Genomic DNA, 23130 nt, shown 5'->3' with positions numbered 1-23130 from the left:
TAACCGTTCTACCTTTCTACCTTTCTACCTTCCTACCTTCCTACCTTCCTACCACTTCAACATCCAAATCAGTATTGATAAAAAATTACTTCATCGCTGATAAATTTCAGTGTTTTTGAAAAAGAGATTTCCGTATTTTGAGATAAAGATGTGCTCCGAAAATACGGACAGGCTATAGGACTTTAACAAATATGGTTCTACCACGAATTTAATGATAACTTGCAATTTGTTTATATGTTAGTTAAAATATAGTTTAATGTAGTTTATATATTGTATTATAGTTCAATACTCCGTTAAACTTTTGCAAAACATTGCAAAACAATTGTTTGCATCTAAAGAGGTTTAGTTGTTAAATACAGTATATCAAGGTTGTACGAAACGAGCATGGCAAGGTTTTCCACAACAAGAATATGTATAAATGCTTGCATGCGAGTTCCATCAGACCAATAACTTATAGTTAATTTATACTGATGAATTATCTTACATCTTATATCTAAAAATCTAACGATCTATTGATAGTTTTCAGAAGTTGAAAATCTATCAGCTTTCAAAAGAGTTGGTAAAGGATATATAAGTTAAGAAGTTCTTTTCCCTCAGATGAAACGAGCATGGCAAAGATTGCCTTATTGTATCAATCAAAAGAAGCAATATTTGAACAATGTTTTATATAATATAAATCACTAAAGTAAGGATAGTACCACAAATATATTTTTAGCAAAGAAAATGGTCTCGATCATATTCTAAACCTAACCTGCATTATTCATAAATTATCTATTACAATGCTCAACTATCGGCAAAATACAAGCGTCCTCATCAAATTTGATTTGAAAATAGTTCACTATTTCCTGCATCAAATTTGTCTGCGGTTGCTTGCGTTTTTTGATATTTGAACATCTCATGACGAAAACTTATGAATAAAGCAGGCTAAATTAAATCGGCATTATATGAAACAACCAAAGACTACAAACGACTACATTGCGCGTGAAGAAAAATACGGCGCACACAATTACCATCCGCTTCCGGTTGTTCTGGAAAAGGGTGAAGGCATTTTTGTCTGGGATGTTGAAGGGCGTCGCTATTTTGATTTCCTGTCAGCCTATTCTGCTCTTAATCAGGGGCATTGCCATCCGAGAATTATCAAAGCACTCAACCAGCAAGCTTCGAAACTCACACTCACTTCCAGGGCTTTCTACAATAATGTCCTGGGAGAGTTTGAAGAGTATATCACACAATATTTCGGATACGACAAGGTACTGATGATGAATACCGGTGCCGAAGCGGATGAAACAGCCCTTAAACTTTGTCGCAAGTGGGGATACAAGAAAAAAGGAATCCCCGAAAACCAGGCAAAGATTATCGTCTGTGAAGGCAATTTTCACGGACGAACCATAACTATTGTAAGTATGTCTACTGATCCGGACAGTTATGGAGGATACGGACCCTTCACCCCGGGTTTTGTTACCATACCGTATAATGACACGGATGCTCTGGAAAAAGAGCTAAAAGATCCCAATGTTGCGGGATTTCTGGTTGAGCCCATACAGGGAGAAGCAGGTGTTTATGTTCCCGATGATGGTTTCCTGAAAAGGGCCTACGATCTCTGTAAAGCCAACAATGTTTTGTTTATGGCCGACGAAGTACAGACCGGAATAGGAAGAACCGGTAAAATGCTTGCCTGCGATCATGAAGACGTTCATCCGGATGTCCTTATTCTTGGCAAGGCTGTTTCGGGTGGTGTTTATCCGGTATCTGCAGTCCTGGCCGACGACGACATAATGCTGGTGATCCGCCCTGGCGAACATGGGTCCACTTACGGTGGTAACCCGCTTGCCTGCAAAGTGGCCATGGAGGCACTTCAGGTTGTTAAAGACGAAAAGCTGGAAGAAAATGCCGAACGTCTGGGTAAAATTTTCCGTGAAGAGATGAAAAAGATCAATTCGGAGATGATAGAAACGGTGCGGGGAAAAGGGCTGCTCAATGCCATAGTGATTCGTCCCAAAAACGGAAAAGAAGCATGGGATGTATGTGTGACCATGAAGGAAAACGGTCTGATTGCCAAGCCTACTCATCAGCATATCATCCGGTTTGCGCCGCCGCTTATCATCAACGAGGAGCAATTAAGAGAAGCCATAGAAATTATCAAGAAAACCATTCTTGAGATGAGCTGAGAAAAACAATCATCAGAAAAAAAAGCTGCAACCGATTAATAAATAATCCGTTGCAGCTTTTTTGTGCCCAGAACAGGACTCGAACCTGCACGTCCAAAAGGACACTAGTCCCTGAAACTAGCGCGTCTACCAATTCCGCCATCTGGGCCAGTATTTTCAGGTGTTGCCGTTTCGCTCAACAGCGGTGCAAATATAGAAACTTAATTTTTTTCGACAACAATAATCAGGCATTTTTTTCGGGGCTACGCAGGCATTGACACATTCACGATTCAGAATTGTTATTGAAACCAAAATGTCTGTATTCTCCATCGGTCAGTAATTCTTCCGTCCGGACTGAATGCATCATTGCATTTGTTGAATACCCCCGGACAAATACCTGATAATCTTACCCCTATTCATTTCCACGTTTCGTTTCAATTACAACAACCCCATTAGCACCTCGACTACCGTAAATAGAGGCTCCGGAATCTTTTAATACATTGATGCTTTTCACATCGGATGGGTTGATGCTACTAATATCACTAACCACAACGCCATCAACAACGTAAAGCGCACAGCTGGATAGATTAATAGAACTGATTCCACGAATAATGACTTCATTTCCCTGTATCTGTACTCCGGCAAAACGCCCCCTTATCAATTCGAATATATCCCTGTATTGCGAAAAATCGGCTTGCCCACTATCCAAATGAGAAATGGAATGCAACAATTCGTCTTCTTCAACATAGCCATACCCGACAGCTATTTCTTTATTTTCGGGCGTATTAATAAATTCCACGTTCACGTACACGGTGTCCGGTGTTCGCTGGTTAATTCTTAGTCTCTCATTACGAAACACCTTTCCTTTAAAAAGCAGTACGTCTTTAGGATAAGTAACAATAGTAAACCATCCGGCAGAATCGGTCATGGCACCGGTTTCGCTCTTTTTGGCCTCTACTTTAAAGTTGGCTACCGGAAGATCATTCAGCGTCAGAACCCGTCCGGTAACAACTCTGTTCTGCGAATGAATTGGTGCAACTGCAAAAGTTGTCACAAACACAAAGAGTAAAATAAATTTGGTTCTCATAGGTGATAGACAGTTAAATTTAAAAAATCTGCCAACCGGGCAGCATGCTCAATATCACACAAAAATTCGTCACTCATTTACGTCTTAATTTGAACTAAAGGTACAAATTCTATAATTAGTGCCAGTCTATAAAGTAGGGAAAAGTTGTATCAAATCATGTGTCTGTTCAGAAAGTGTCGGTTGCTAGGCTTGCGAAGCAGCCAAAAACCGAGTCCCGAATGTGCTTTTGTTGGTTTTTTATTTATAAACCTTACAAAAGCTACTTCGGGATGAATAATTTTCGGACGAGCGTAACACAGCAACCGGCACTTTACAATACTCCGATAAACTTTTACTGATGTGTGGTAATTAATTGTTTAAACAATTAATGGAACAAATCACAACTCCCTCATAATAAAAACCTTGTGTCATTGCGTCTCTGTGTTTTGGCTTTTTTTAACGGACTATTTGGTTAACAAAATATGCTTGATTTTTTTCAGTCTTTCATTTAATTTTATCCATTCGAATCACTTTTTATTTTCACATCAAAAATTTCAAATATGTCAATCCTATCCAAAATTTTCAGTGGCAGTCTGTCTGACGTAGTCGAAAGCGTTGGAGGCATAATCGACAAATCCTCTCTCTCAAAAGAAGAGAAACAGCAATTCAAATTAGAGATGCAAAGTCTGCTCATGCAGAAGGAAAAAGAGCTGGAGGAAACATATCGTACCGAACTGGAATCCAGGGCCGATATCATTAAATCAGAAATGGCACAGGGCGACGCCTTTACCAAAAGGGCGCGTCCATCGATTATTTACGGCGGACTGCTCTTTATTTTTATTGTTCATGTGTTGGTGCCCGTTATAGCACTCATTGCCGGCACACCATCCGGTAAAATACCCCAAATATCGCTGCCTGTCGAATTTTGGTGGGCATGGGGAACAGTTGTGGGCATATATGGCGTAGGACGTTCAGCAGAAAAGATGGGAGCTTCCAACAGGGCCACCCGTATAATGACGGGTTCGAATGCCGGCAAAATCGATAAATCCAAAATTGCTGAAGGATGATAACAATTAAAAAACATATTCTGAATACGGACGACAATGTTATTCCGGTATCTTTCGATGCTTCTCCGAACCATTCTGATGCATTTTCAGAAGGGTTGCCCGATACCATCGTGATACACTATACCGCGGGTAGTTCCCTCGACTCATCTGTCAACTGGCTCAAAAATCCGGCTTCAAAAGCTTCTACCCATGTAATCATAGGCAAAAAAGGTGAAATTGTTCAGCTGGTACCGTTCAATATTAAAGCCTGGCATGCAGGGATCAGCGAATGGAGAGGACGCTCGGGGTTAAACCGTTACAGCATTGGAATTGAGATTGATAATGCGGGACTGCTGGAAAAACGTGCCGACGGTTATTACTCAAATTTCGGCAAGCGTGTGGACAATAGCCAGGTCGTACTCGCCCCCCACAAATACGGCGACAAGGAACAAGCATGGGAAGCTTTTACCGAAAAACAAATCGAAGTGGTTGAAACGCTCTGCCTTTTGCTGAAAGAGAATTACCCCATCAAAGAAATTGTAGGACATGAAGATGTATCACGAGGCCGTAAAACAGACCCGGGTCCGGCATTCCCGCTTCAAAAAATCATAAACAGAGTCCTCACCGGCCGCAAAGATGATGAATCATCAAAGCCTGATGACAATGTAGAATACCATGCAATCAACTATGGCGTTGTTTCGGCCGATTATTTAAACATCAGAAAGGAACCATCGACAAATGGCCGGCTTGCTTCCGACCCGCTGCCCAAGGGCACAAAGCTCAAAATCATTGAAGAAAAAAACGGCTGGCTCCGTATAAAGGTCGAACTTCAGGGTTGGGTCAGCCAACGATGGGTAAAAGAGGTTTAAATTTTTGTTATGCTTTTCTCAATTAATTTTCTTGATTTTTTATCGATAGTTGCCTTTGTACCAGGTGTGCCGTTAAGAGGGAATGAATTAATTTTTAAGGTATTGTTCTCTTTATCAATACTAATCATTGCTGCTGCTCCCCAGCTCCAAAATTTGAACTTATCCCTGATTTTAATAATATTTTTATCGGAATAGGTTATTACAAAATCATTTTTTAATGATTTGACAAATTTCTCAAAATCAAATTGTTTATTTATACTGACCTCTTCTTCAACATTACCAAATCTTTTCTCAATTGGCGAGTCAGAAGTAAGAAGTGAAATTTTTGGCTTTAAGAACTGAATTATTATAAATCCCTGGAATAATGTGAATACCAGAGCGAAAAGTAATAACTCAATAATTCGTTCAACCGAATCAATCAATTCCTCATTGAGTAGTAATAAATCAATTGATAATTTGAGAATCACATACAAAATCGAAACAGATAAGAATCCAATAATATATATTCTAATCATCTCTTTCATGATTTCTTTCATGGTTTCTTTCATAATTGTTACATTAGTGAAATTTGGCAAAAATTATTTTTATTGTATTTTTTAAAATTGATGATATGCAATCAAATACGACCTTATCACTGTATCCACAATACATCAAGAATTTCGTCGCCTCTTCTGCTTAAAAAAAACGAGACCGGTTAAAACTTTTCAACGAACTCAAAAATAATAAATTTGACAAAAATATGCTTTTTATACCGCACTCATATAATAAAAAAAACCTGAATTATAAATGACTCGAAGCCCCATACCCGACCGATTTTCCTTTTTTTTCTTTTTTCTTAACCCTGTGTATCTTATTTTTGCAGGGCATTAAAGAAAGCAGCCCATGATAGGAACCCTTGTAAATGTAGGAACCGTTGTTGCCGGAAGTGTTCTGGGGGTCATTTTCCGGCACCGTCTGCCCCGAAGAGTTGTAACAGTCGTATTTCAAGGCATTGGTCTTTTCACGATAGGATTGGGCGTTTCCATGTTCCTCGAAAGTCAATGGATACTTGTGGTCGTTTTATCGCTGCTTTTTGGAGGCATTACAGGGGGCGCCCTGAAACTGGAAGAAAAGATGGGCCGTCTGTCGGAGCGCCTCAAACACCGGCTTCATTTCAAGGATGAAAGATTTACCGAAGGACTGATCACTTCATTTCTGTTGTTCTGCATGGGATCGCTCACCATTCTGGGGGCCATTGAAGAAGGCATTGGCAACGGGCCTGAGTTGCTCATCACCAAATCGGTACTCGATGGATTTTCTTCAATGGCACTGGCAGCGGCCATGGGGATAGGTGTTTTGTTCTCGGTAATACCGCTGCTTATTTACCAGGGAGGCATCACCTTACTGTCCATGTGGCTGGGCAATTTTTTTGCACAGTCGGTTGTAAACGAATTGACGGCCACAGGAGGCATATTACTGATCGGCCTGGGCCTGAATATCCTGAATGTGGCAAAAATTAAGGTAACCGATCTTTTACCCTCGCTGCTTTTTGTGGTTCTCTTTGCCTGGATGAAATATGCTGCTATTTTCCCGTTTGCTTTGTTCTAAGCTAACCGGAACAAATGGATAAAAAAGCCGACAGGCAGAAGTTTGACAGGCAGAAGGCAGAAGTTTGAGATTATAGGTTAGAAGTCGAATATTGGAAATTGGTATTATAGAGCGTTAGATTTTTAGATATAAGTAATTTAGTCATTAGTTTTTAGTCAGTAGCCAGTAGTGTGAATTATAAACACAACATACGTCTTTGCGTTTTAGCTTTTTTTACCAACCCCTGCAACACCACAGTTTGCCCGTATAAAGAAAAAATATTTATATTGATGAAACGAGCATGGCAAGGTTTGTCTTAATAGATTATCAGATTTTTAGATTTAAGATTTAAGATGAAAAAAGCATGACAACGTTTTTCCACAACAGAACATGTATAACACCATTTAACCTCTAATCATCAAAGAAACCAAAAACAGGGAACAGATTCTTCGTGGTTACCTCCTCAGAATGACAAGAGGCCCTTTGTCATTCTGACGAAGGGGGAGAATTTAAAAAAAGCAAACAGACTAAAATGTGATTTTTATTGATGTTAATAAAAATAATCTGTGTTGAACTCTGAACGTCAACCTGTGGCTGAACTCTCAGCCTCAACCTCAACCTTAACCTTAGCCTTAGCCTCAACCTTAACCTTAACCTTAGCCTCAACCTTAACCTTAACCTTAGCCTCAACCTTAACCTTAGCTGCCTGTCATTCTGAGCGGAGCGAAGAATCTAAAATCAATTAAAGCATAATAAATTGCATCATTCCAATAACTTAGACTAATTTTATACTGATGAAAAGTTTTCAATGAGCTAAAATTATAATGCGCGGTCTGAAATCCAGTAATCTGTTTTGATAGAATAATCAGAAAAAACCAAAGGACATTGAAAGGAAGCCAATATCAACTCAAAAAATTGTTTAAAGAGTGGGCCCGCGAGCCCGTCGAAAGCATCTCGCCACTTCCTCCATCGGGATCGGAGCGCACCTATTATCGCATTGCCGGGCCCAATCGTTATGCGCTGGGTGCAGTCAACAAAAATGTAAAAGAAAACCGTGCTTTCATTGCATTCAGCAGGCATTTTAAAGCACTTGGCCTGAGCGTCCCCGAAATTTATCTGGTTGACGAATCGGAAGAATATTATCTGTTGGAGGATTTTGGAAATACTACGCTCTACGACTGGCTTTCCAACACCCGGTCGGGCAGATCAGTGCCGTCAAATATTGTCGATTTTTACAAACGGGTTATTGATAATCTGGTAGTTTTCCAGGTAGAAGGTGTAAAAGGACTCGACTTTTCACTCTGCTACCCCCGTCACAGTTTCGATAAACAGTCGATGCTCTGGGATTTGCACTACTTCAAATACTATTTCCTGAAACTGGCGGGTGTTCCTTTTGATGAACAGCTTCTCGAAGACGATTATCATAAATTTGCCGATTACCTCCAACAGGCCGACAGCGAATATTTTCTATACCGCGATTTTCAGTCGCGCAATATTATGGTAACCGACCAGGGGCCCGCGTTTATCGATTATCAGGGCGGACGGCGCGGAGCTCTTCAATACGACCTTGCCTCTCTCCTTTTTGACGCCAAAGCCGATCTTCCAACCACTGTTCGTGAGGAATTACTGGAATACTACATATCGGTACTCAGACAAAAAATTGAGGTCAACGAAAAAGAGTTCAGAGACTATTTTTACGGATATGTTTTGATTCGCATCATGCAGGCAATGGGAGCCTACGGGTTTCGTGGATTTTACGAAAAGAAGGAGCATTTCCTGAAAAGCATCCCCTTTGCCATCGAAAACCTGAAATACCTTCTTGATAAAGTTAACTTTTCCATGGAACTGCCGGCCCTGACCGATGCTTTACGTAAGATTACACAATCGGAGAAACTGCAGGAGGTTGGCAATACGGCGAATTTAACAGTCCTCATCACCAGCTTTTCATACCGCCGGGGAATACCGGTCGACACCTCGGGTCACGGTGGCGGCTTTGTGTTCGATTGCCGGTGCATTAACAATCCCGGAAAATATGAAGAATATAAAGACAAAACCGGACGTCACCCCGATGTCATCGCCTTTTTCGAAAGAGAAAAAGAAATGGAAACATTTTTAGAAAGTGTTTTAGCTCTTGCCGACCAATCGGTGAAAAAATATTTGGAACAAAATTTTAAACATTTAATGTTCAATTTTGGTTGTACGGGAGGACAGCACCGCTCCGTATATTGCGCTGAAAAACTGGCCGGGTATCTGCGTAAACACTATCCCGTCAATGTGGAACTGAAACATCAGGAGATGCCGACATGGCCGAAGGAAGAGGGAAAGAGTTGAAAGGGGGGAAAGGTAGAAGAGTTGAATCGTAAAAATGGGGCACGGGGCATGGAGCTGAACCCTTCCAGTGGGTGTTGACACTGAAAGTGGTAGAAGGGTAGAAAGGTGAGAAGAGTGGAGCAATGTACCCATATAAAAAGGCATGACACACTTTTCTGAACACTCCCGAATACTCTCACGCAAAGACGATGCACCAAACAACAAAGAACCCCGTAACGAAACCCAAAACTCTGAACTCAAAACACATAAACCGATCAAATTTGACGATTTATTAAGTTTCCCGTATGGAACAACTGACAGTAGTACTTACAGGACTGATTTTTTTAATGGGACTGATGGTTCCTTTCCTTCGCCGCTTGTTTAAAAGCTATACCGGACGAATTTTGGCGCTTGTCCCTTTTGCATTGTTTGCCACGCTCACCATTATTTTCTTCACCCTTCCCGATGACACCTCAAAGTTGGTAGAGACAGGATTTGGTTTTCTGCCGGAAATGGGTTTCTCCTTTCGTATCGATGGTCTCAGCCTGATCTTTGGGATGATGGTAAGTGGTATTGGCGGACTTGTACTTGGCTATTCTTCATTTTACATGGCCCAATATGCAGGTCGCACCAAATTCTATTTCTTCCTGGTTTTGTTTATGGGAGGCATGTTGGGACTTGTATTTGCCGATAACCTGATGGTATTATTCATTTTCTGGGAAATTACAAGCATTACTTCGTTCTTTTTGATTGGATTCGACCACGACAAAGAAAAACCCCGTCAGGCAGCTTTACAGGCACTTTTACTGACAGCTTTCGGGGGATTGTGCCTGCTTTTTGCCGTAATCATGATCGGCGACATGGCCGGAACATACAGCCTGAGTGAATTATATACCCGCGGATTCAGGTTTGGTGCCCATTCCAATTACTACCTGGTTTTTCTTTTAATTTTCGTGGCAGTAACCACCAAATCGGCACAATTTCCGTTTCATTTCTGGCTTCCGGGCGCCATGAATGCGCCTACGCCGGTGAGCGCTTACCTCCACTCGGCAACGATGGTCAACGCCGGTATTTTTCTTCTGCTCAGGCTCAATCCCATTCTTGGGGGAACAGTCGTCTGGAAAACCGTTTTTGTACTTACCGGCGGCATCACTATGTTCCTGGGCGCCTTTTACTCACTGGGGCAAAAAGACCTGAAACGCATCCTTGCCTTTACTACCATTAGTGCTCTGGGAACAATGGTTTTGCTGATAGGCATGAACAGCACGGCATCCATACAGGCCGCCCTGATTTTCTTTATTGTACACGGACTCTACAAGGGTGGTCTTTTCATGATGGCCGGTATCATCGAAAAAAATACGGGGACACGTGATATAGACAAACTGTCCGGCCTTCTGAGATCGATGCCCGTCACCAGTATAGCGGGAATACTTGCCCTTCTGAGCATGTCGGGCCTCCCTCCCATGCTGGGTTTTATCGGGAAGGAACTGATCTACGATGCTAAAATACAGATGCCGGAATTCTCGTGGCTGGTTATTCCGCTTGGAGTGGCAGCCAATATGATGATGGTAGCCATTTCGTTGTTGGTTTTCTATGAAATATTTCTAAAACCGAAAAACAAACAACCGGTTTCCCTTAAACACCCCGAACACAAACTACCTGGTAATTTTCTGGCAGGCCCGGTTGCTCTGGCACTTGTGGGCCTCGTACTCGGCATTTTCCCGGGATGGCTGGAAAATACCATGTCGAATGCCATGTACTTCATACAATCAGAAACCATAGATGTACATTTGTCTCTATGGCATGGCTTTAATCAGGTATTACTGTTGAGCATTTTTACTGTCGCCATGGGAGTGGTTATTTTCCTGTTCAGAAAACCTATCGGAAGGCTGGTCAACACCATCATTCGATGGACCGACCAATACCATTTGCCCGAGCTCTTTAACCGGTTAATAACGAATTACCTCAGGCTTGCAAGCCGGCAAACAAACCGTATTCAGCATGGTTATCACAGGTATTACCTCATCACTTTTTTCACCGTCACGTTTGCCCTGGTAATATACCAGCTCATCAGGCTCAAAGGCCCCTGGATTCCTTCCGATGAAGCCGGTCCTGTAAGAATGCACGTGGTCATGGTTCTTGCATTCTCCCTCTTAGCCGTCATCTTCGCGGTATTTACCCGTTCACGTCTCTCAGCCATTATATCTCTGGGAGTACTGGGATATGGCATCTCGGTATTTTACATGTTCTACGGGGCTGTCGATCTTGCCATTACCCAGTTCCTGGTCGAAACCATCGTAATGGTCATTTTTGTGATGGTCATTTACCATCTGCCTCATTTTGCCAAATTGTCCGATAAAAGAACAAGAATAAGGGATGCCATCATAGCGACGGGTGTCGGCGTGATGGTCACCCTGGTAGTGCTGAAAGGACGGTTTGTCAATTTAGAGGAGCCTGTATCCGGATTTTTTGCCCAAAACAGTTTTCTGGAAGGGCACGGCCGCAATATTGTTAACGTGATACTAGTCGATTTCAGAGCGCTTGACACACTGGGAGAAATCACTGTACTGGCATTAGCTGCAGCCGGTGTATTTACATTGCTGCAGCTGGATTTAAATAAAAAAGGGAAAAAACAATGAAGAATTTGATTCTTGAACGAATTGCCAACCTGTTTTTATATGTGATGGCAGGTTTTGCCATCTTTCTTCTGATACGGGGACACAATCGCCCCGGTGGTGGTTTTATTGCCGGCATCATAGCTGCGGCAGGCTTCCTGTTTTATGCCATAGTGTTTGGTTCCGAAGCCGTCCTGAAAAAACTGCATACCAACCCGCGCTATATCATCGGGACGGGATTGCTCCTGGCATTTCTGGCAGCCATTATCCCAACATTCTCCGGGAATCCGCCACTCACCGGCCTTTGGTTATCGATAGGCAACATTCATATCGGAACGCCACTTTTGTTCGACACCGGTGTGTTTGTTCTGGTTACCGGCATGATAGTATCAATAATAACCAACATAATGGACGTGTTAAATTAAAATGGAACTCATAATAGCAATATTTATAGGATTTTTATATGCATGCGGTGTTTACCTGCTGCTGCGAAGAAGTATTGTTAAGCTGATACTGGGTGTATTCGTTCTCAGCAATGCAACGAACCTGATCATCTTCCTGTCGGGAGGGATTCAGCGAAACGGGATCAGCTTTATTGGAGAACAGGCTGAGAAAGCGTCGCTTGAAACCATGACCGATCCGCTACCCCAGGCACTGGTACTAACAGCTATCGTCATCAGTCTTGGTATTTCTGCATACATCCTCGCTCTGAAATACAAGTATTTTGAAAAGACAGGAACCCACGATTTGGACCAACTTAGTAAGACCGACCAAAAATGATAGTATCGTTACCCGTTTTTCTGCCGATGGCATTTATGATCTTTGCTTTTCTTTTCCGCCACTTTCACGGGCGGGAATATGTAGCAGTAGGAGCAGCCGCTCTTAATTTAGCAGTTTCAGTTATCCTGGTTCTGGAAACCGGGAGTGCAGGAATGCTAAAGGTTCAGATGGGCAATTGGCCGGCGCCATACGGAATAACACTGGTGGCCGATCGTTTCAGTGCCATGATGGTGCTGGTGGCTGCCATTGTCTTTCTGGCAACCATGGCCTTTTCGGTGCATGCCCTCGACGTCAAACGCAAAAGTTTCGGCTTTTATCTTTTTGCCTTCGGTATACTGATGGGTGTCAACGGCAGCTTTCTGGCCGGCGATGTCTTTAACCTCTATGTGTGGTTCGAAGTCATGCTCATGGCCTCCTTTATCCTAATGAGCCATGGCGGGGAACGTAACCAGCTCGAAGGTTCGGTCAAATATCTTATCCTCAATCTCATATCATCCTTCTTTTTTGTGGCCGGCATTGGATTACTTTACGGCAAGCTTGGGACTCTTAATATGGCCGATATTGCCGCCAAACTAATGGAATTTGATACCATGCCACCCGAGATCAATCCTTCATTCATACTGATATTCGTGGGCTTTGCCATAAAAGGGGCACTGGTGCCTTTCTTCTTCTGGCTTCCTGCATCGTATCATACCCCTCCACCCGTAGTAACAGCCTTGTTTGCCGGATTACTTACCAAAGTAGGCATCTATTCGCTCATCAGATTCTACACGCTCTTTTTGCATCAGCACAACGATTTCTGGCAGCCTTTGATTTTATGGGTCGCAGGACTAAGCATGGTGATAGGAGTCATTACCGCCACATCGCAGTTCGATTTCCGCAAAATACTGTCGTTTCACATCATCAGCCAGGTGGGTTACGCAGTGATGGGACTCGGCCTTTTTACTGTGGCAGGACTGGCAGGAGCCATCTATTTCCTGGCCCATAACATGATATCCAAAACCAATGCCTTCCTGGTAGCAGGTTACGTGCATACCCGGAAAGGAACCCTTAACCTGAAAACACTGGGTAATTTCTACAAAGAACACCCGCTCTGGGCAGCGTTTTTCTTTATTTCGGCCTTCAGCCTGGCCGGGTTACCTCCCCTGAGTGGTTTCATCGGAAAATACCTGCTGATTAAAGCCGGAATTGAAGCCAAATATATGGGCATTGCTCTTGTTGCGCTTTTTGTCGGTTTTTTTACATTGTTTTCAATGGTCAAAATCTGGATGGAAGTGTTCTGGAAGGCCGAACCTGAAAATAAAAAAATAAAACAAAGAAAACTAACCTACGAGGCTGATCTAAAACATAGTTCAGCCTGGATGACATGGTCTTCGGGAGGAATGGCCCTTATCATTATTTTGGGCGGTGTGTTTGCCACACCCATCGTCGAATATTGCACCCTGGCAGCCGAAAGCCTGATGAACCCACAATTGTATATTGATTTTGTACTAAATTAAGCATTGATTTAATGGCTTTTACAAAGGACCAAATGAATATTATAACATCTAACAATCTAACAGCCTAACAACCTAACAGTCTAACAATCTAACAATCTAACAATCTACCCAATGAAGCCGTTATATTTTCTTTATTTCTTCATCTACTATGCCTATAAAGTAACGGAATCGGGTCTGGCCATTGCGATACAAATAGCTCGTGGCAGCCGGGGCGACAAAGGCATACTCATCAAATACCATACATCACTCAAAAAAGGTTGGAGAGTGGTCATGTTGTTCAACCTTATCAGCATGACACCCGGCTCAATGAGTATTGATATCAATGAAGAAAATGACACCATACTTGTACACCTGCTCAACCGCAGCGACCGGGATAACTTCCTGGCAGTAACCGGAAAGATTGAACGTTTACTCTATAAAGCTTTTTAACAATGGAAAACTCATCTGTTTTTCTGGAATACACAGCACTGACCGCATTGTACATTTTTTCGCTCAGCCTGATTTTTCCGCTCTTCCGGCTGTTTAAGGGGCCGTCACTTCCCGACCGGGTGGTAGCCCTTGACCAGATAGGCGTTATCATTGTCGGGATGATGATATGTGATGTGATTTACACTCGTGAAAAACTACTCCTCGATGTGGTTTTGGTGATCGCTTTCATTCTGGCCTTTGGTTCTATGATCATTGCAAGGTATTTATACAAACAAAACAAAGAACGATGACAGATATAATAGATATAATAGCAGGCATTATTATGCTGTTCAGCTCCCTGGTGGTACTTATTGCCTCCATTGGAATATGGCGTTTTAAAAACCTTTATGCCAGAATGCACGTAGTCACCAAAGTATCATCACTGGGACTATTGCTTTTGCTGATCGGGGTCAACCTGCTGTTCCGCGACTGGTTTGTTTTGTTCGAATCGGCCATCATTTTTGGTGTTCTGGTGTTCCTCTCTCCCGTTGCCGCCCATGTTATTGCCCGGGCAGCACGCAGCATCGGTATCCCCGGAACGACTGACGAAGCGGAATGAAGGATTAGCACATTTATCAATTATCAGTGATCAATTGAGGTTGAGGCTGAGGCTGAGGCTGAGGTTAAGGATAAGGTTGAGGTTAAGGATAAGGATAAGGATAAGGATAAGGATAAGGATAAGGATAAGGATAAGGATAAGGATAAGGATAAGGATAAGGCTGACGCTTCAGGATATACGTAGCCCAAAACACGAAACGCAAAACACGAAACACGTAGCCCAAAACGGAAAACTCAGAAACCAACTCTAAGCACATGAACGCAATGATATTCGCAGCCGGCCTTGGCTCCCGCCTTCGACCGCTGACCAATAACAAGCCCAAAGCACTCGTCGAAATAAACGGGTTCACCATGCTCGAAATCGCTTTAAAAAAACTTGAAAACGCAGGCATCACAAAAACCGTTGTGAATATCCATCATCATCACCGGCAGGTTGTCGATTTCCTGAACAATTACAAAACTTCGGGAATGGAAATATTAATTTCAGACGAAAAAGACCAGTTGCTTGATACCGGTGGCGGACTGCTCAAAGCCCGAAGCCTGTTCGATGCCAATACTCCTGTGGTACTGTACAACGTCGATATCATTACCTCAACCGATCTCAATTCGTTCATGCGTTTCCACGAAGAAGAAAAGCCATTGGTATCATTAATGGTTAAAGACCGGCCAACTTCAAGATATTTGCTCTTTGATAAAAACATGATACTCTGCGGACGGGAAAACACCAAAACAGGTGAAAAAATAATGATACGGTCTGCCTCCCCCACCCTGCCTTTCGGGTTCCAGGGAGTGCACATCGTCAGCCCGGAAATTTTTAACCTTATCAGGGAAAGGGGTGTATTCCCGATCATGCAGCTTTATCTGAGGCTGGGATCGGAACATATTATAAAAGGTTATGAAACAAAAAATGACATCTGGTTTGATATCGGCACACCTGAAAAGCTGGAAAATACAAGGAAAAAAGTCAGGGAACTGCCCGAAGAAGAGCGTCATAAACTAATCAGTGCCAAGCTATAATCTCCCCCTTTTTCATCAGTATAAAATAAGTCTAAGTTATTGGAATGATGCAACTTATTATGCTTTAATTGATTTTAGATTCTTCGCTCCGCTCAGAATGACAGGCAGCTAAGGTTAAGGTTGAGGTTGAGGCTGAGGTTGAGGCTGAGGTTGAGGTTGAGAGTTCACCACAGATGCCACAAATGAACACAGATTATTTTTATTGACATCAATAAAAATCACATTTTAATTTGTTTGCTTTTTTAGATTCTTCGATCCGCTCAGAATGACAGACTGTCAAATGTCATTCTGAGGAGGCACGACGAAGAATCTGTTCTCTGTTTTTGGTTTCTTAGATGATTAGAGGTTAAATGGTGTTATACATGTTCTGATTGTGGCAAAACGTTGTCATGCTCGTTTCAATATGTATCTCCGTTCAAAAATGTCGTTGCCAGCATTGCGAAATCATCAAAAGCACGGTCATTTCATACCGGAATCAATATTTGAAGGCAAAGACAAAGTCAGCATTTGTTTTCTTGACAGAGAGAAACTCTCCTGCCGGTATATAGTAGTCACATCACCCATAGGTGACCAGGCGCCACCTGCATTCGCTGCAAGAACAACCATCTCCGAAAACAACCATCGAATTATCCTGCTTACTTAAAAAAAGGGTGTTTCCTGACCCGAAAACACCCTTATGGTTCAACATATTATAATAAAACCCTACCAGATATGGTAAGGCGTCAAATTAATTTGTCATGTGCACTTCCCTTCTTCCTTCTAAAATTTCCCTGGCCATGTCGAGAATGGTGGTGTCGTCCAATTCAACAATTCCTCCATCCGGGCCTTGTTCCAGGTGAATTCCTATGCTTTTACCCCGATCGTAGTTGGCCCCTCCGAAATAATTTCTCACTGTTTCTACGTCGAGGTTTAACGTTTCGGCGATGCATCTCATGCTTCCCTCCGGAAGACTATCCTTTATCCTCCGGAGCTGATTAAATGTTATCGTTGTACTCATAACTGAAAAAGTTTTTTGAGGTTATTGATATGACAAGCCCGCTATAAAAAGCATCTTTGTTGCCAAACTCATTGTTGTTTTAAATTTTTGAAACGAACATGACAAGATTTGCCATAGATAGATCATTAAATTGTTAGGATCGATAGATTGTTAACTAATGTAATAAAACTTATAACATTCTAAATACTAATACCTAAACAATATTAACAACTTTAACAATTCTAACAGCCGTAACAACTTATTAAATGTAAGATGAAACGAGCATGGTAAAATTTGCCACAATAAGAACATGTATTAGTTCTTGCATGCGAGTTCCATCCGACCTTAATAATAAATTTTATACGGATGAATTCTCATTAACAACGAGTCAACTCCGGTACAAAAATTTAAAACACGTTGATTTTGACAAAAATATGCTTTGTATACCGCACTCATGTGATATAAAAATAATGAAAAAACCACAGATTTAAAACAGAATTAACAACAAAACTATAGGTTTTAACAATTATTATACTTCTACATGAATAACCACCGATAATATACTGTTTGTCAGTAGATTAGAAATTACGAAAGGCTAAACTCCGGCTACATAAGATCAAGCAATAAAACCGAAGAAATATAGACAACGATAATCGTGAGGATTCCGGATATAATAATGGTCTGAACCGAAGCAACCGAAAAATCCTGATGCTTTGAAAGCGGATATATAGCCTCACTGCCAGGAGAAAAACGTGCCGAAACCTTTTTATACAGCCAGTAAACAAACCAACCGATGAGAGACCCAAGAATCATTCCACCCAGGATGTCGCCGGGATAATGAACACCCATATATATCCTGGAATAACTGTTCAATGCAGCCCAAAAAAGAATAAAAACAGTATACCAGCGATATCTGAACAGCAATATAGAAAAAACTGCAAGACCAAAAGAGTTGGTAGCATGCGACGATACAAAACCATATTTCCCGCCACGTTTCCCGTTTATCAGGTCAACCAGTCCCTGGATTGACGGATCGTGTGACGGACGAAGACGTTCAAAACCTTCTTTAAAAATATTTGTAGAAATCTGATCGCAGAGTAATACCATCAATGCCAGGGCAAGAACAGTAATAATTCCCTTAACCCCCTGGTTACGGAATATGACATAAAGGAAGAAGGCATACATCGGGAACCAGATACTTTTGCTGGTCACCACCCAGAAAAAGTTATCGAATAGCGGTGATGTAAATGAGTTGAGATATAATAATAATTCCTGATCGAGTTGTATTAACGTTTCCATGGCTTCATGGTTTTTTCTTCAAAGAAAATAAAAATTTTACAATTTGAAGCACTAATGTGCCCTCACATCTACAGCTAAAGAGTTAATCAGGGTCTGTCCCTAAAGTCGGCAAAATATATCGCTGCAAAAAATATATGTGTAACTTTACATGTTTTTAAATAACCGAGGAGGATGAGCAGAAGTGTTTTATATATCATAAACCCTGTGTCGGGTATTGGCCGGCAGAAGGACATTGAGAAAGTACTGAGGCAGGAAACAAAGCCTTCAGGTTTGAATTTTGAAATTGCATACTCAGGGAAATCCGGAGATGCATTTAAAATAAGCGCAGACGCCGCAGGAAAATATGATATTGTAGTTGCCGTTGGTGGTGACGGAACCGTCAACGAGGTAGGTCGTGGCCTGATTCATTCCTCTACAGCCCTCGGAATTATCCCCACCGGTTCAGGTAACGGACTGGCGCGTTTTCTTCAAATGCCTTTCAAGGTCAACAAAGCGCTCGAAGTAATACGGGAGGGCGCTGTCAAATCCATTGATGTCATCAAAATTAATGAGTTTTTCTCACTGAATGTTGCCGGCATTGGCTTTGATGCCTATATCAGTCATAAATTTGCCGGCAAAAAAAAACGGGGCCCACTGGCTTATATGCAATTAATTTCCAAAGAGTTTCCCAAATACAAATCGGAAAATTATTCTCTGGACATTGATCGTCACAAAATTGATGTTAACGCGTTCCTCATCAGTTTTGCCAATTCAAGTCAGTATGGAAATAATTTTCATATTGCCCCCGGTGCACTTATCGACGATGGTCTCATCGATGTTTGTCTCATCAAAGATTTTCCGAAATATACAGCACCAGCTCTGCTGATCAGCCTTGTTGACCAATCTATCGATAAAAGCAAATACGACAAAATAATAAAAGCACGCGACATCACCATACAACACGACAAGCCGTTGCTCGGGCATGTCGATGGCGAACCCGTCCATTTGGGCAAAGAAGCTCATATTCAAATATTACCACTTGCTCTTAAAGTTATTGTTCCCCCGGTGCACCTGCAGCAAACCCCCAATATTCTTCAGCCCCTGATGGAGTTGTTCCCGCCGGGAATTTGACTTTTTTTGTTAATCTTGCGCAAAACAAAAAAATTGTAATCCAGATACTTAAGTGTGTTACCTGCTTTGTCGTGTGGAAATTTTCCTTCTCTCATCTTACAATCTGTCCTCCCTGACGACAAAGCAATATAAATCCTTTCACTATAAGCTGAAAAATCCTTTTCAACAAAATTTATTACTTCTGCCTGTTAAACTTCTGTCTATAGGTTACTATTATCTGAAAATCTGACGATCCATTATGTCAATCATTGTCATGCCCGTTTCATGTGCTTTTCGGCGTGGATATTTCTCATTTATAAACTGAGCCCAATCTAAAAAGCATCTTTGTTGCCAAACTCTTTGTTGTTTTAAATTTTTGCATCCTCATTAACAACAAGTTAACTCCGGTACAAAAATTTAAAACGCCTTGATTTTGACAAAAATATGCTTTTTATACTGCACTCATAAACTAAAAACCCATAAAAAGATTTACAGACCGACTATTAAAGAAACGTTTGAAAAAAAATCTTTTAGTATCAGCCCTGTTTTGGTATCATTAAATTTTTGCTACTTTTGTGATAGGATTAATATTAAAAACTTTTTGAACATGATAAAATCAATATTAAAGAATGAGCTGATACTGGCATTATTCATCGTACCACAACTTCTAACCGGTCAAAACATAAAGCTCACAGGAGATAATAACTCCGTAAAAGCATCCGGTACCTCAACCCTGCACGACTGGGAAATGGATATGACAACGTTTGATGCTACTGCACAACTGGAAAACAGGGACAATGGCAGTTACATTATTTCAGAAGCCCGGTTTTCTGCAAATGCCAATGATTTGTCAAGCGAAAAATCCATGATGAGAAACAAAGCCCATGAGGCTTTAAAGGCGGAGAAACATCCCGAAATAAAATTTGAACAAACCGGAAACCTGGAAATAGCAGGCAACCGGAACGGACATTACACCATTGTCGGAAACCTGACCATTGCGGGCGAGACCAAACCCATCGAAATAGCCTTAAATGCAAATATCAGTCCTCAAAAGGAGGTTTCTGTATCGGGTGAAACAACTCTAAAAATGACTGATTTCGATGTAGAACCTCCCACTGTCATGTTTGGAACGATTAAGACAGCCGACGAAGTAACAATAAATTTTAATCTGACATTAAAATAATGAGTGCAGTATAAAAAGCCTTCAAACTGCTGATTTTTACCATTTTTACCCCCTGACCCCTAAAGGGGAACTGCTAAAAATCAGCAGTTTGAAAAAGTCCCCTTTAGGGGATTTAGGGGTCAAAAGGCTTTTTAGACTGCACTCAATAATTCCTCCTAAAATCAATACTCACTAAAAACGAAGTATCCATTATGAAAAAACAGTTTTTATATTTGGCAGTTACGCTACTAATCATCCCAGGGGTTAATTTATCAGCCCAGGGAAGTCGTGACCTGAATAATTATCGTTTCCCCGACAAAAGAGGCGTTAGTGAATTTGAAGCTCCCAAAGACACCACCGACGATTTTGACGGACTCAAAGTGCGCATAGGCGGTGCATCTACGCTGCAGTTTCAGGCACTTGACCATGAAAATTCAGGTAACGCAGATCTGATTGAAATTGGGAATAACTTCAATCTGGCAACAGCCAATCTCGACCTTGATGTAGAATTGTATGACGGCGTCAGGATGCACCTGCGCACCTACCTCTCATCGCGTCACCATACCGACCCCTATGTAAAAGGAGGGTATTTTCAGATCGACAAACTGGATTTTGTACGCGAAGGCTTTATGGAGAATCTTATGCAATATGTTACCATTCGTGTCGGGCACATGGAAAACAACTATGGTGATGCCCATTTCCGAAGGTCGGACAATGCCCAGGCATTATTCAATCCCTTCGTTGGGAACCTGATCATGGATGGTTTTACAACAGAGGTTGGCGGAGAAGTATATTACCGTAAGAACGGATTCATTGGTATGGTAGGACTTACCAACGGAAAGCTGAACCAATCGGTTACTTACCCCGGCGAAACAAAGCCCTCATTCCTGGCAAAGCTGGGATACGACAATTACCTCAATGACGATTTCAGGCTAAGACTCACCGGTTCGGTATATACCACCGCAGAGAGTGCCGAAACATACCTCTACAGTGGCGACCGCGCCGGTTCGCGCTATTACTTTGTTATGGAAGATCCCGATGCCACTTCTTCGGGTAACTTCCGCTCAGGAAGATGGAACCCGGGCTTCAGTAACGAACTGACCGCCTTGATGTTTAATCCTTTCGTTAAATATAAAGGCCTTGAATTTTTTGGCGTCATCGAACAAGCAAAAGGTAAAGCCGATGCTGAGGAATCCGACAGGAAATTTAATCAATATTCTGCCGAGTTGCTCTACCGCTTCGGGAACAACGAAAACTTCTATTTAGGAACACGCTACAACACAGTGTCTGGTGAGACCATTAATGGTGAAGACGTCGACATTAATCGTCTTCAACTCGGTGGCGGCTGGTTTATGACCAAAAACATATTGGCCAAAGCAGAATATGTCAGCCAGACTTACGACGGTTTTGCCACAGACAATATCCTGCACGAAGGGGAATTTAACGGGCTCATGCTGGAGGCGGTCATAAGCTTTTAATGACTAAACAGCTAAAAAACAGTAATTTAATTTATGTATAGAAATTTCCACCATCAGAAACCGTGGCCCGTAAAACAAAGGCAGTATCATTCCGGATTTTACATGTCATTTGGACAGTCCGGGAGTAAAGGACGATTTGTTTTGCTGGCTGCGGTTTTCTGTTTTTTGGGAATTCTGCCCTTTCAGGGGCAACCGATGCCCGAAATGGAACAACCGCACCATACCCCTGTCGAGACAAAAGGGTGTGACGACTACATAAAAATTGACGGTTCAACCAATGTCAACCATTTTCATTTTGTTCAGAATCTTAACGAAAAAACGACCCCTTATAAAAAAGAAGAAAAGACGCAGGAAACGCTGACCATAAAAATCCCGGCTCACAATTTTGAACCTTCCAACCCAATGATGTATAAGGACTTTCTTAAATTCATCAAAGCCAACGAATATCCTTATATCGATATTACCATCTTCTTTGATAACATAAGACTTCCGGCCGGCCCCCCGTCAACCATTGTCCCGAAAATCAAAATAGGACTTGCAGGCCGGACACATACCTATAAAATTCCGGGATACATAGAAGAATGCCGGGATAAAAAGTTGCACATCAGGGGCAAAGTAGACATCGACCTGAAAGATTTTGGTCTGGAACCACCAACCAAATTTATGGGAATGGTAAAGGTAAACAATGAAGTTTTTATTAACTTTGGGTTGACTTTAGATCATTAAAAACAAATCCATTTTGAAATTCAACACCAAAACAAGATACGGTCTCAGGGCAATGATCGAAATTGCCCGCGAAACAGACCACAACGGTATCTATCAAAAAGAAATTGCCGAACGGCAAAATCTTTCCAATAAATACCTCGACCACATCATTTATGCACTTAAAGTGGCCGGCCTTATCACTAATGTTAAAGGCAAAAAAAGCGGTTATATACTGACCAAACCGGCTTCTGAAATAACCATCCTGGACATTAACAATGCCTTTGAGCCTGGAATTTGCATCATTGACTGCCTGACGATGACCTACAAGTGCGACAGAGAAGCCAGTTGTGCCGCGAAAGTGTTCTGGGAAGGCCTGAATGATATGATTGTTGATTACTTAAAATCGAAAACTTTGCAACAGTTACTTGACCAACAGGTTGAACTCGAGAAAAAGGAAGGGATAGAAGTCAATTAAAAGGC

The 23130-nt window shown here is 41.8% G+C and carries 24 protein-coding genes and 1 tRNA gene; 19 read left to right on the top strand and 6 right to left on the bottom strand.

Features of this window, described 5'->3' with window-relative positions; all coding sequences use genetic code 11:
• The first annotated feature begins 944 nt into the window (after positions 1-944).
• Positions 945-2168, top strand: coding sequence for an ornithine--oxo-acid transaminase (rocD, locus tag ATH1_RS0109250; protein WP_010420551.1), 1224 nt, complete (start codon positions 945-947; stop codon positions 2166-2168).
• A gap of 64 nt (positions 2169-2232) precedes the next feature.
• Here the strand turns inward: rocD and ATH1_RS0109245 are convergent.
• Both ATH1_RS0109245 and ATH1_RS0109240 read right to left on the bottom strand, forming a co-directional pair.
• A tRNA-Leu gene (locus ATH1_RS0109245) sits at positions 2233-2316 on the bottom strand.
• 243 nt (positions 2317-2559) lie between these two features.
• Positions 2560-3234 carry a TonB-dependent receptor plug domain-containing protein gene (locus tag ATH1_RS0109240; RefSeq protein WP_010420543.1) on the bottom strand — a complete coding sequence of 225 codons (675 nt, stop codon included), beginning with the start codon at positions 3232-3234 and terminating at the stop codon, positions 2560-2562.
• 539 nt (positions 3235-3773) lie between these two features.
• Between ATH1_RS0109240 and ATH1_RS0109235 the strand changes: the two genes are divergently transcribed.
• On the top strand, positions 3774-4280 hold the full coding sequence (locus ATH1_RS0109235; protein WP_010420542.1) for a holin family protein: 507 nt from the start codon (positions 3774-3776) through the stop codon (positions 4278-4280).
• Positions 4277-5128 carry an N-acetylmuramoyl-L-alanine amidase gene (locus tag ATH1_RS0109230; RefSeq protein ID WP_010420541.1) on the top strand — a complete coding sequence of 284 codons (852 nt, stop codon included), beginning with the start codon at positions 4277-4279 and terminating at the stop codon, positions 5126-5128. Before ATH1_RS0109235 ends, ATH1_RS0109230 begins: the two co-directional genes overlap by 4 nt.
• On the opposite strand, the gene ATH1_RS0109225 is transcribed toward ATH1_RS0109230, so the two are convergent.
• Positions 5125-5676, bottom strand: coding sequence for a hypothetical protein (locus ATH1_RS0109225; RefSeq protein WP_010420540.1), 552 nt, complete (start codon positions 5674-5676; stop codon positions 5125-5127). The two genes, ATH1_RS0109230 and ATH1_RS0109225, sit on opposite strands and share 4 nt — an antisense overlap.
• A gap of 334 nt (positions 5677-6010) precedes the next feature.
• On the opposite strand from ATH1_RS0109225, the gene ATH1_RS0109220 reads away from it, so the two are divergent.
• The 9 genes from ATH1_RS0109220 to mnhG all read left to right on the top strand — a co-directional run bounded on the left by ATH1_RS0109220 (position 6011) and on the right by mnhG (position 14925).
• Complete coding sequence (locus ATH1_RS0109220; protein ID WP_010420539.1) at positions 6011-6715, top strand: DUF554 domain-containing protein; 705 nt, start codon at positions 6011-6013, stop codon at positions 6713-6715.
• A gap of 864 nt (positions 6716-7579) precedes the next feature.
• Positions 7580-9025, top strand: a complete 1446-nt coding sequence (locus ATH1_RS0109215; RefSeq protein ID WP_010420538.1) for a RapZ C-terminal domain-containing protein — start codon at positions 7580-7582, stop codon at positions 9023-9025.
• A gap of 284 nt (positions 9026-9309) precedes the next feature.
• Positions 9310-11643, top strand: coding sequence for a hydrogen gas-evolving membrane-bound hydrogenase subunit E (gene mbhE, locus ATH1_RS0109210; RefSeq protein ID WP_010420537.1), 2334 nt, complete (start codon positions 9310-9312; stop codon positions 11641-11643).
• Positions 11640-12044 carry an MnhB domain-containing protein gene (locus tag ATH1_RS0109205; protein WP_010420535.1) on the top strand — a complete coding sequence of 135 codons (405 nt, stop codon included), beginning with the start codon at positions 11640-11642 and terminating at the stop codon, positions 12042-12044. The genes mbhE and ATH1_RS0109205 overlap by 4 nt, the downstream gene beginning before the upstream one ends.
• Position 12045: 1 nt before the next feature.
• Complete coding sequence (locus tag ATH1_RS0109200) at positions 12046-12399, top strand: sodium:proton antiporter (protein ID WP_010420533.1); 354 nt, start codon at positions 12046-12048, stop codon at positions 12397-12399.
• Entirely contained in the window at positions 12396-13898 is a 1503-nt protein-coding gene (locus ATH1_RS0109195) for a proton-conducting transporter transmembrane domain-containing protein (RefSeq protein WP_010420530.1), read from the top strand. Before ATH1_RS0109200 ends, ATH1_RS0109195 begins: the two co-directional genes overlap by 4 nt.
• 111 nt (positions 13899-14009) lie before the next feature.
• Entirely contained in the window at positions 14010-14327 is a 318-nt protein-coding gene (locus tag ATH1_RS0109190; RefSeq protein WP_010420528.1) for a Na+/H+ antiporter subunit E, read from the top strand.
• Positions 14328-14329: 2 nt separating this feature from the next.
• The gene (locus tag ATH1_RS0109185) at positions 14330-14617 is read left to right on the top strand and encodes an MrpF/PhaF family protein (protein WP_010420527.1); all 288 of its coding nucleotides are present in this window, start codon (positions 14330-14332) and stop codon (positions 14615-14617) included.
• Positions 14614-14925 (top strand): monovalent cation/H(+) antiporter subunit G, encoded by a 312-nt coding sequence (mnhG, locus tag ATH1_RS0109180; RefSeq protein ID WP_010420518.1) that lies wholly within the window; start codon positions 14614-14616, stop codon positions 14923-14925. Before ATH1_RS0109185 ends, mnhG begins: the two co-directional genes overlap by 4 nt.
• Before the next feature lie 82 nt (positions 14926-15007).
• Here the strand turns inward: mnhG and ATH1_RS21425 are convergent, their stop codons facing one another.
• The gene (locus tag ATH1_RS21425; protein ID WP_010420517.1) at positions 15008-15181 is read right to left on the bottom strand and encodes a hypothetical protein; all 174 of its coding nucleotides are present in this window, start codon (positions 15179-15181) and stop codon (positions 15008-15010) included.
• Between ATH1_RS21425 and ATH1_RS0109170 the strand changes: the two genes are divergently transcribed.
• Complete coding sequence (locus tag ATH1_RS0109170) at positions 15180-15941, top strand: nucleotidyltransferase family protein (RefSeq protein ID WP_010420516.1); 762 nt, start codon at positions 15180-15182, stop codon at positions 15939-15941. The genes ATH1_RS21425 and ATH1_RS0109170 overlap by 2 nt on opposite strands.
• A 421-nt stretch (positions 15942-16362) precedes the next feature.
• Positions 16363-16584 (top strand): hypothetical protein, encoded by a 222-nt coding sequence (locus tag ATH1_RS21620; protein ID WP_162096783.1) that lies wholly within the window; start codon positions 16363-16365, stop codon positions 16582-16584.
• An 84-nt stretch (positions 16585-16668) separates the two neighbouring features.
• Here the strand turns inward: ATH1_RS21620 and ATH1_RS0109165 are convergent, their stop codons facing one another.
• Both ATH1_RS0109165 and ATH1_RS0109160 read right to left on the bottom strand, forming a co-directional pair.
• Entirely contained in the window at positions 16669-16938 is a 270-nt protein-coding gene (locus ATH1_RS0109165; protein ID WP_010420515.1) for a hypothetical protein, read from the bottom strand.
• A 585-nt stretch (positions 16939-17523) separates the two neighbouring features.
• Complete coding sequence (locus ATH1_RS0109160; protein WP_010420513.1) at positions 17524-18216, bottom strand: phosphatase PAP2 family protein; 693 nt, start codon at positions 18214-18216, stop codon at positions 17524-17526.
• A gap of 171 nt (positions 18217-18387) precedes the next feature.
• Here ATH1_RS0109160 and ATH1_RS0109155 point away from each other — a divergent pair, with 171 nt between their 5' ends.
• The 5 genes from ATH1_RS0109155 (at position 18388) to ATH1_RS0109135 (ending at position 23125) form a co-directional block, all read left to right on the top strand.
• Entirely contained in the window at positions 18388-19326 is a 939-nt protein-coding gene (locus tag ATH1_RS0109155; RefSeq protein WP_010420508.1) for a diacylglycerol/lipid kinase family protein, read from the top strand.
• 586 nt (positions 19327-19912) lie between these two features.
• Positions 19913-20488: a YceI family protein gene (locus ATH1_RS0109150; protein ID WP_010420501.1), complete on the top strand. Its 576-nt coding sequence runs from the start codon at positions 19913-19915 to the stop codon at positions 20486-20488.
• Between the two features lie 191 nt (positions 20489-20679).
• The gene (locus ATH1_RS0109145) at positions 20680-21945 is read left to right on the top strand and encodes a hypothetical protein (RefSeq protein ID WP_010420499.1); all 1266 of its coding nucleotides are present in this window, start codon (positions 20680-20682) and stop codon (positions 21943-21945) included.
• Positions 21946-21978: 33 nt separating this feature from the next.
• Positions 21979-22671 (top strand): YceI family protein, encoded by a 693-nt coding sequence (locus ATH1_RS0109140; protein WP_010420495.1) that lies wholly within the window; start codon positions 21979-21981, stop codon positions 22669-22671.
• Positions 22672-22684: 13 nt separating this feature from the next.
• The gene (locus ATH1_RS0109135; RefSeq protein WP_010420493.1) at positions 22685-23125 is read left to right on the top strand and encodes an RrF2 family transcriptional regulator; all 441 of its coding nucleotides are present in this window, start codon (positions 22685-22687) and stop codon (positions 23123-23125) included.
• Positions 23126-23130 lie beyond the last annotated feature (5 nt).

This window comes from Anaerophaga thermohalophila DSM 12881, assembly GCF_000191885.1.
Lineage (GTDB): Bacteria > Bacteroidota > Bacteroidia > Bacteroidales > Marinilabiliaceae > Anaerophaga > Anaerophaga thermohalophila.
The sequence above is the reverse complement of the archived record's forward strand: the minus strand, read 5'-3'. Positions and strand labels throughout refer to the sequence as shown.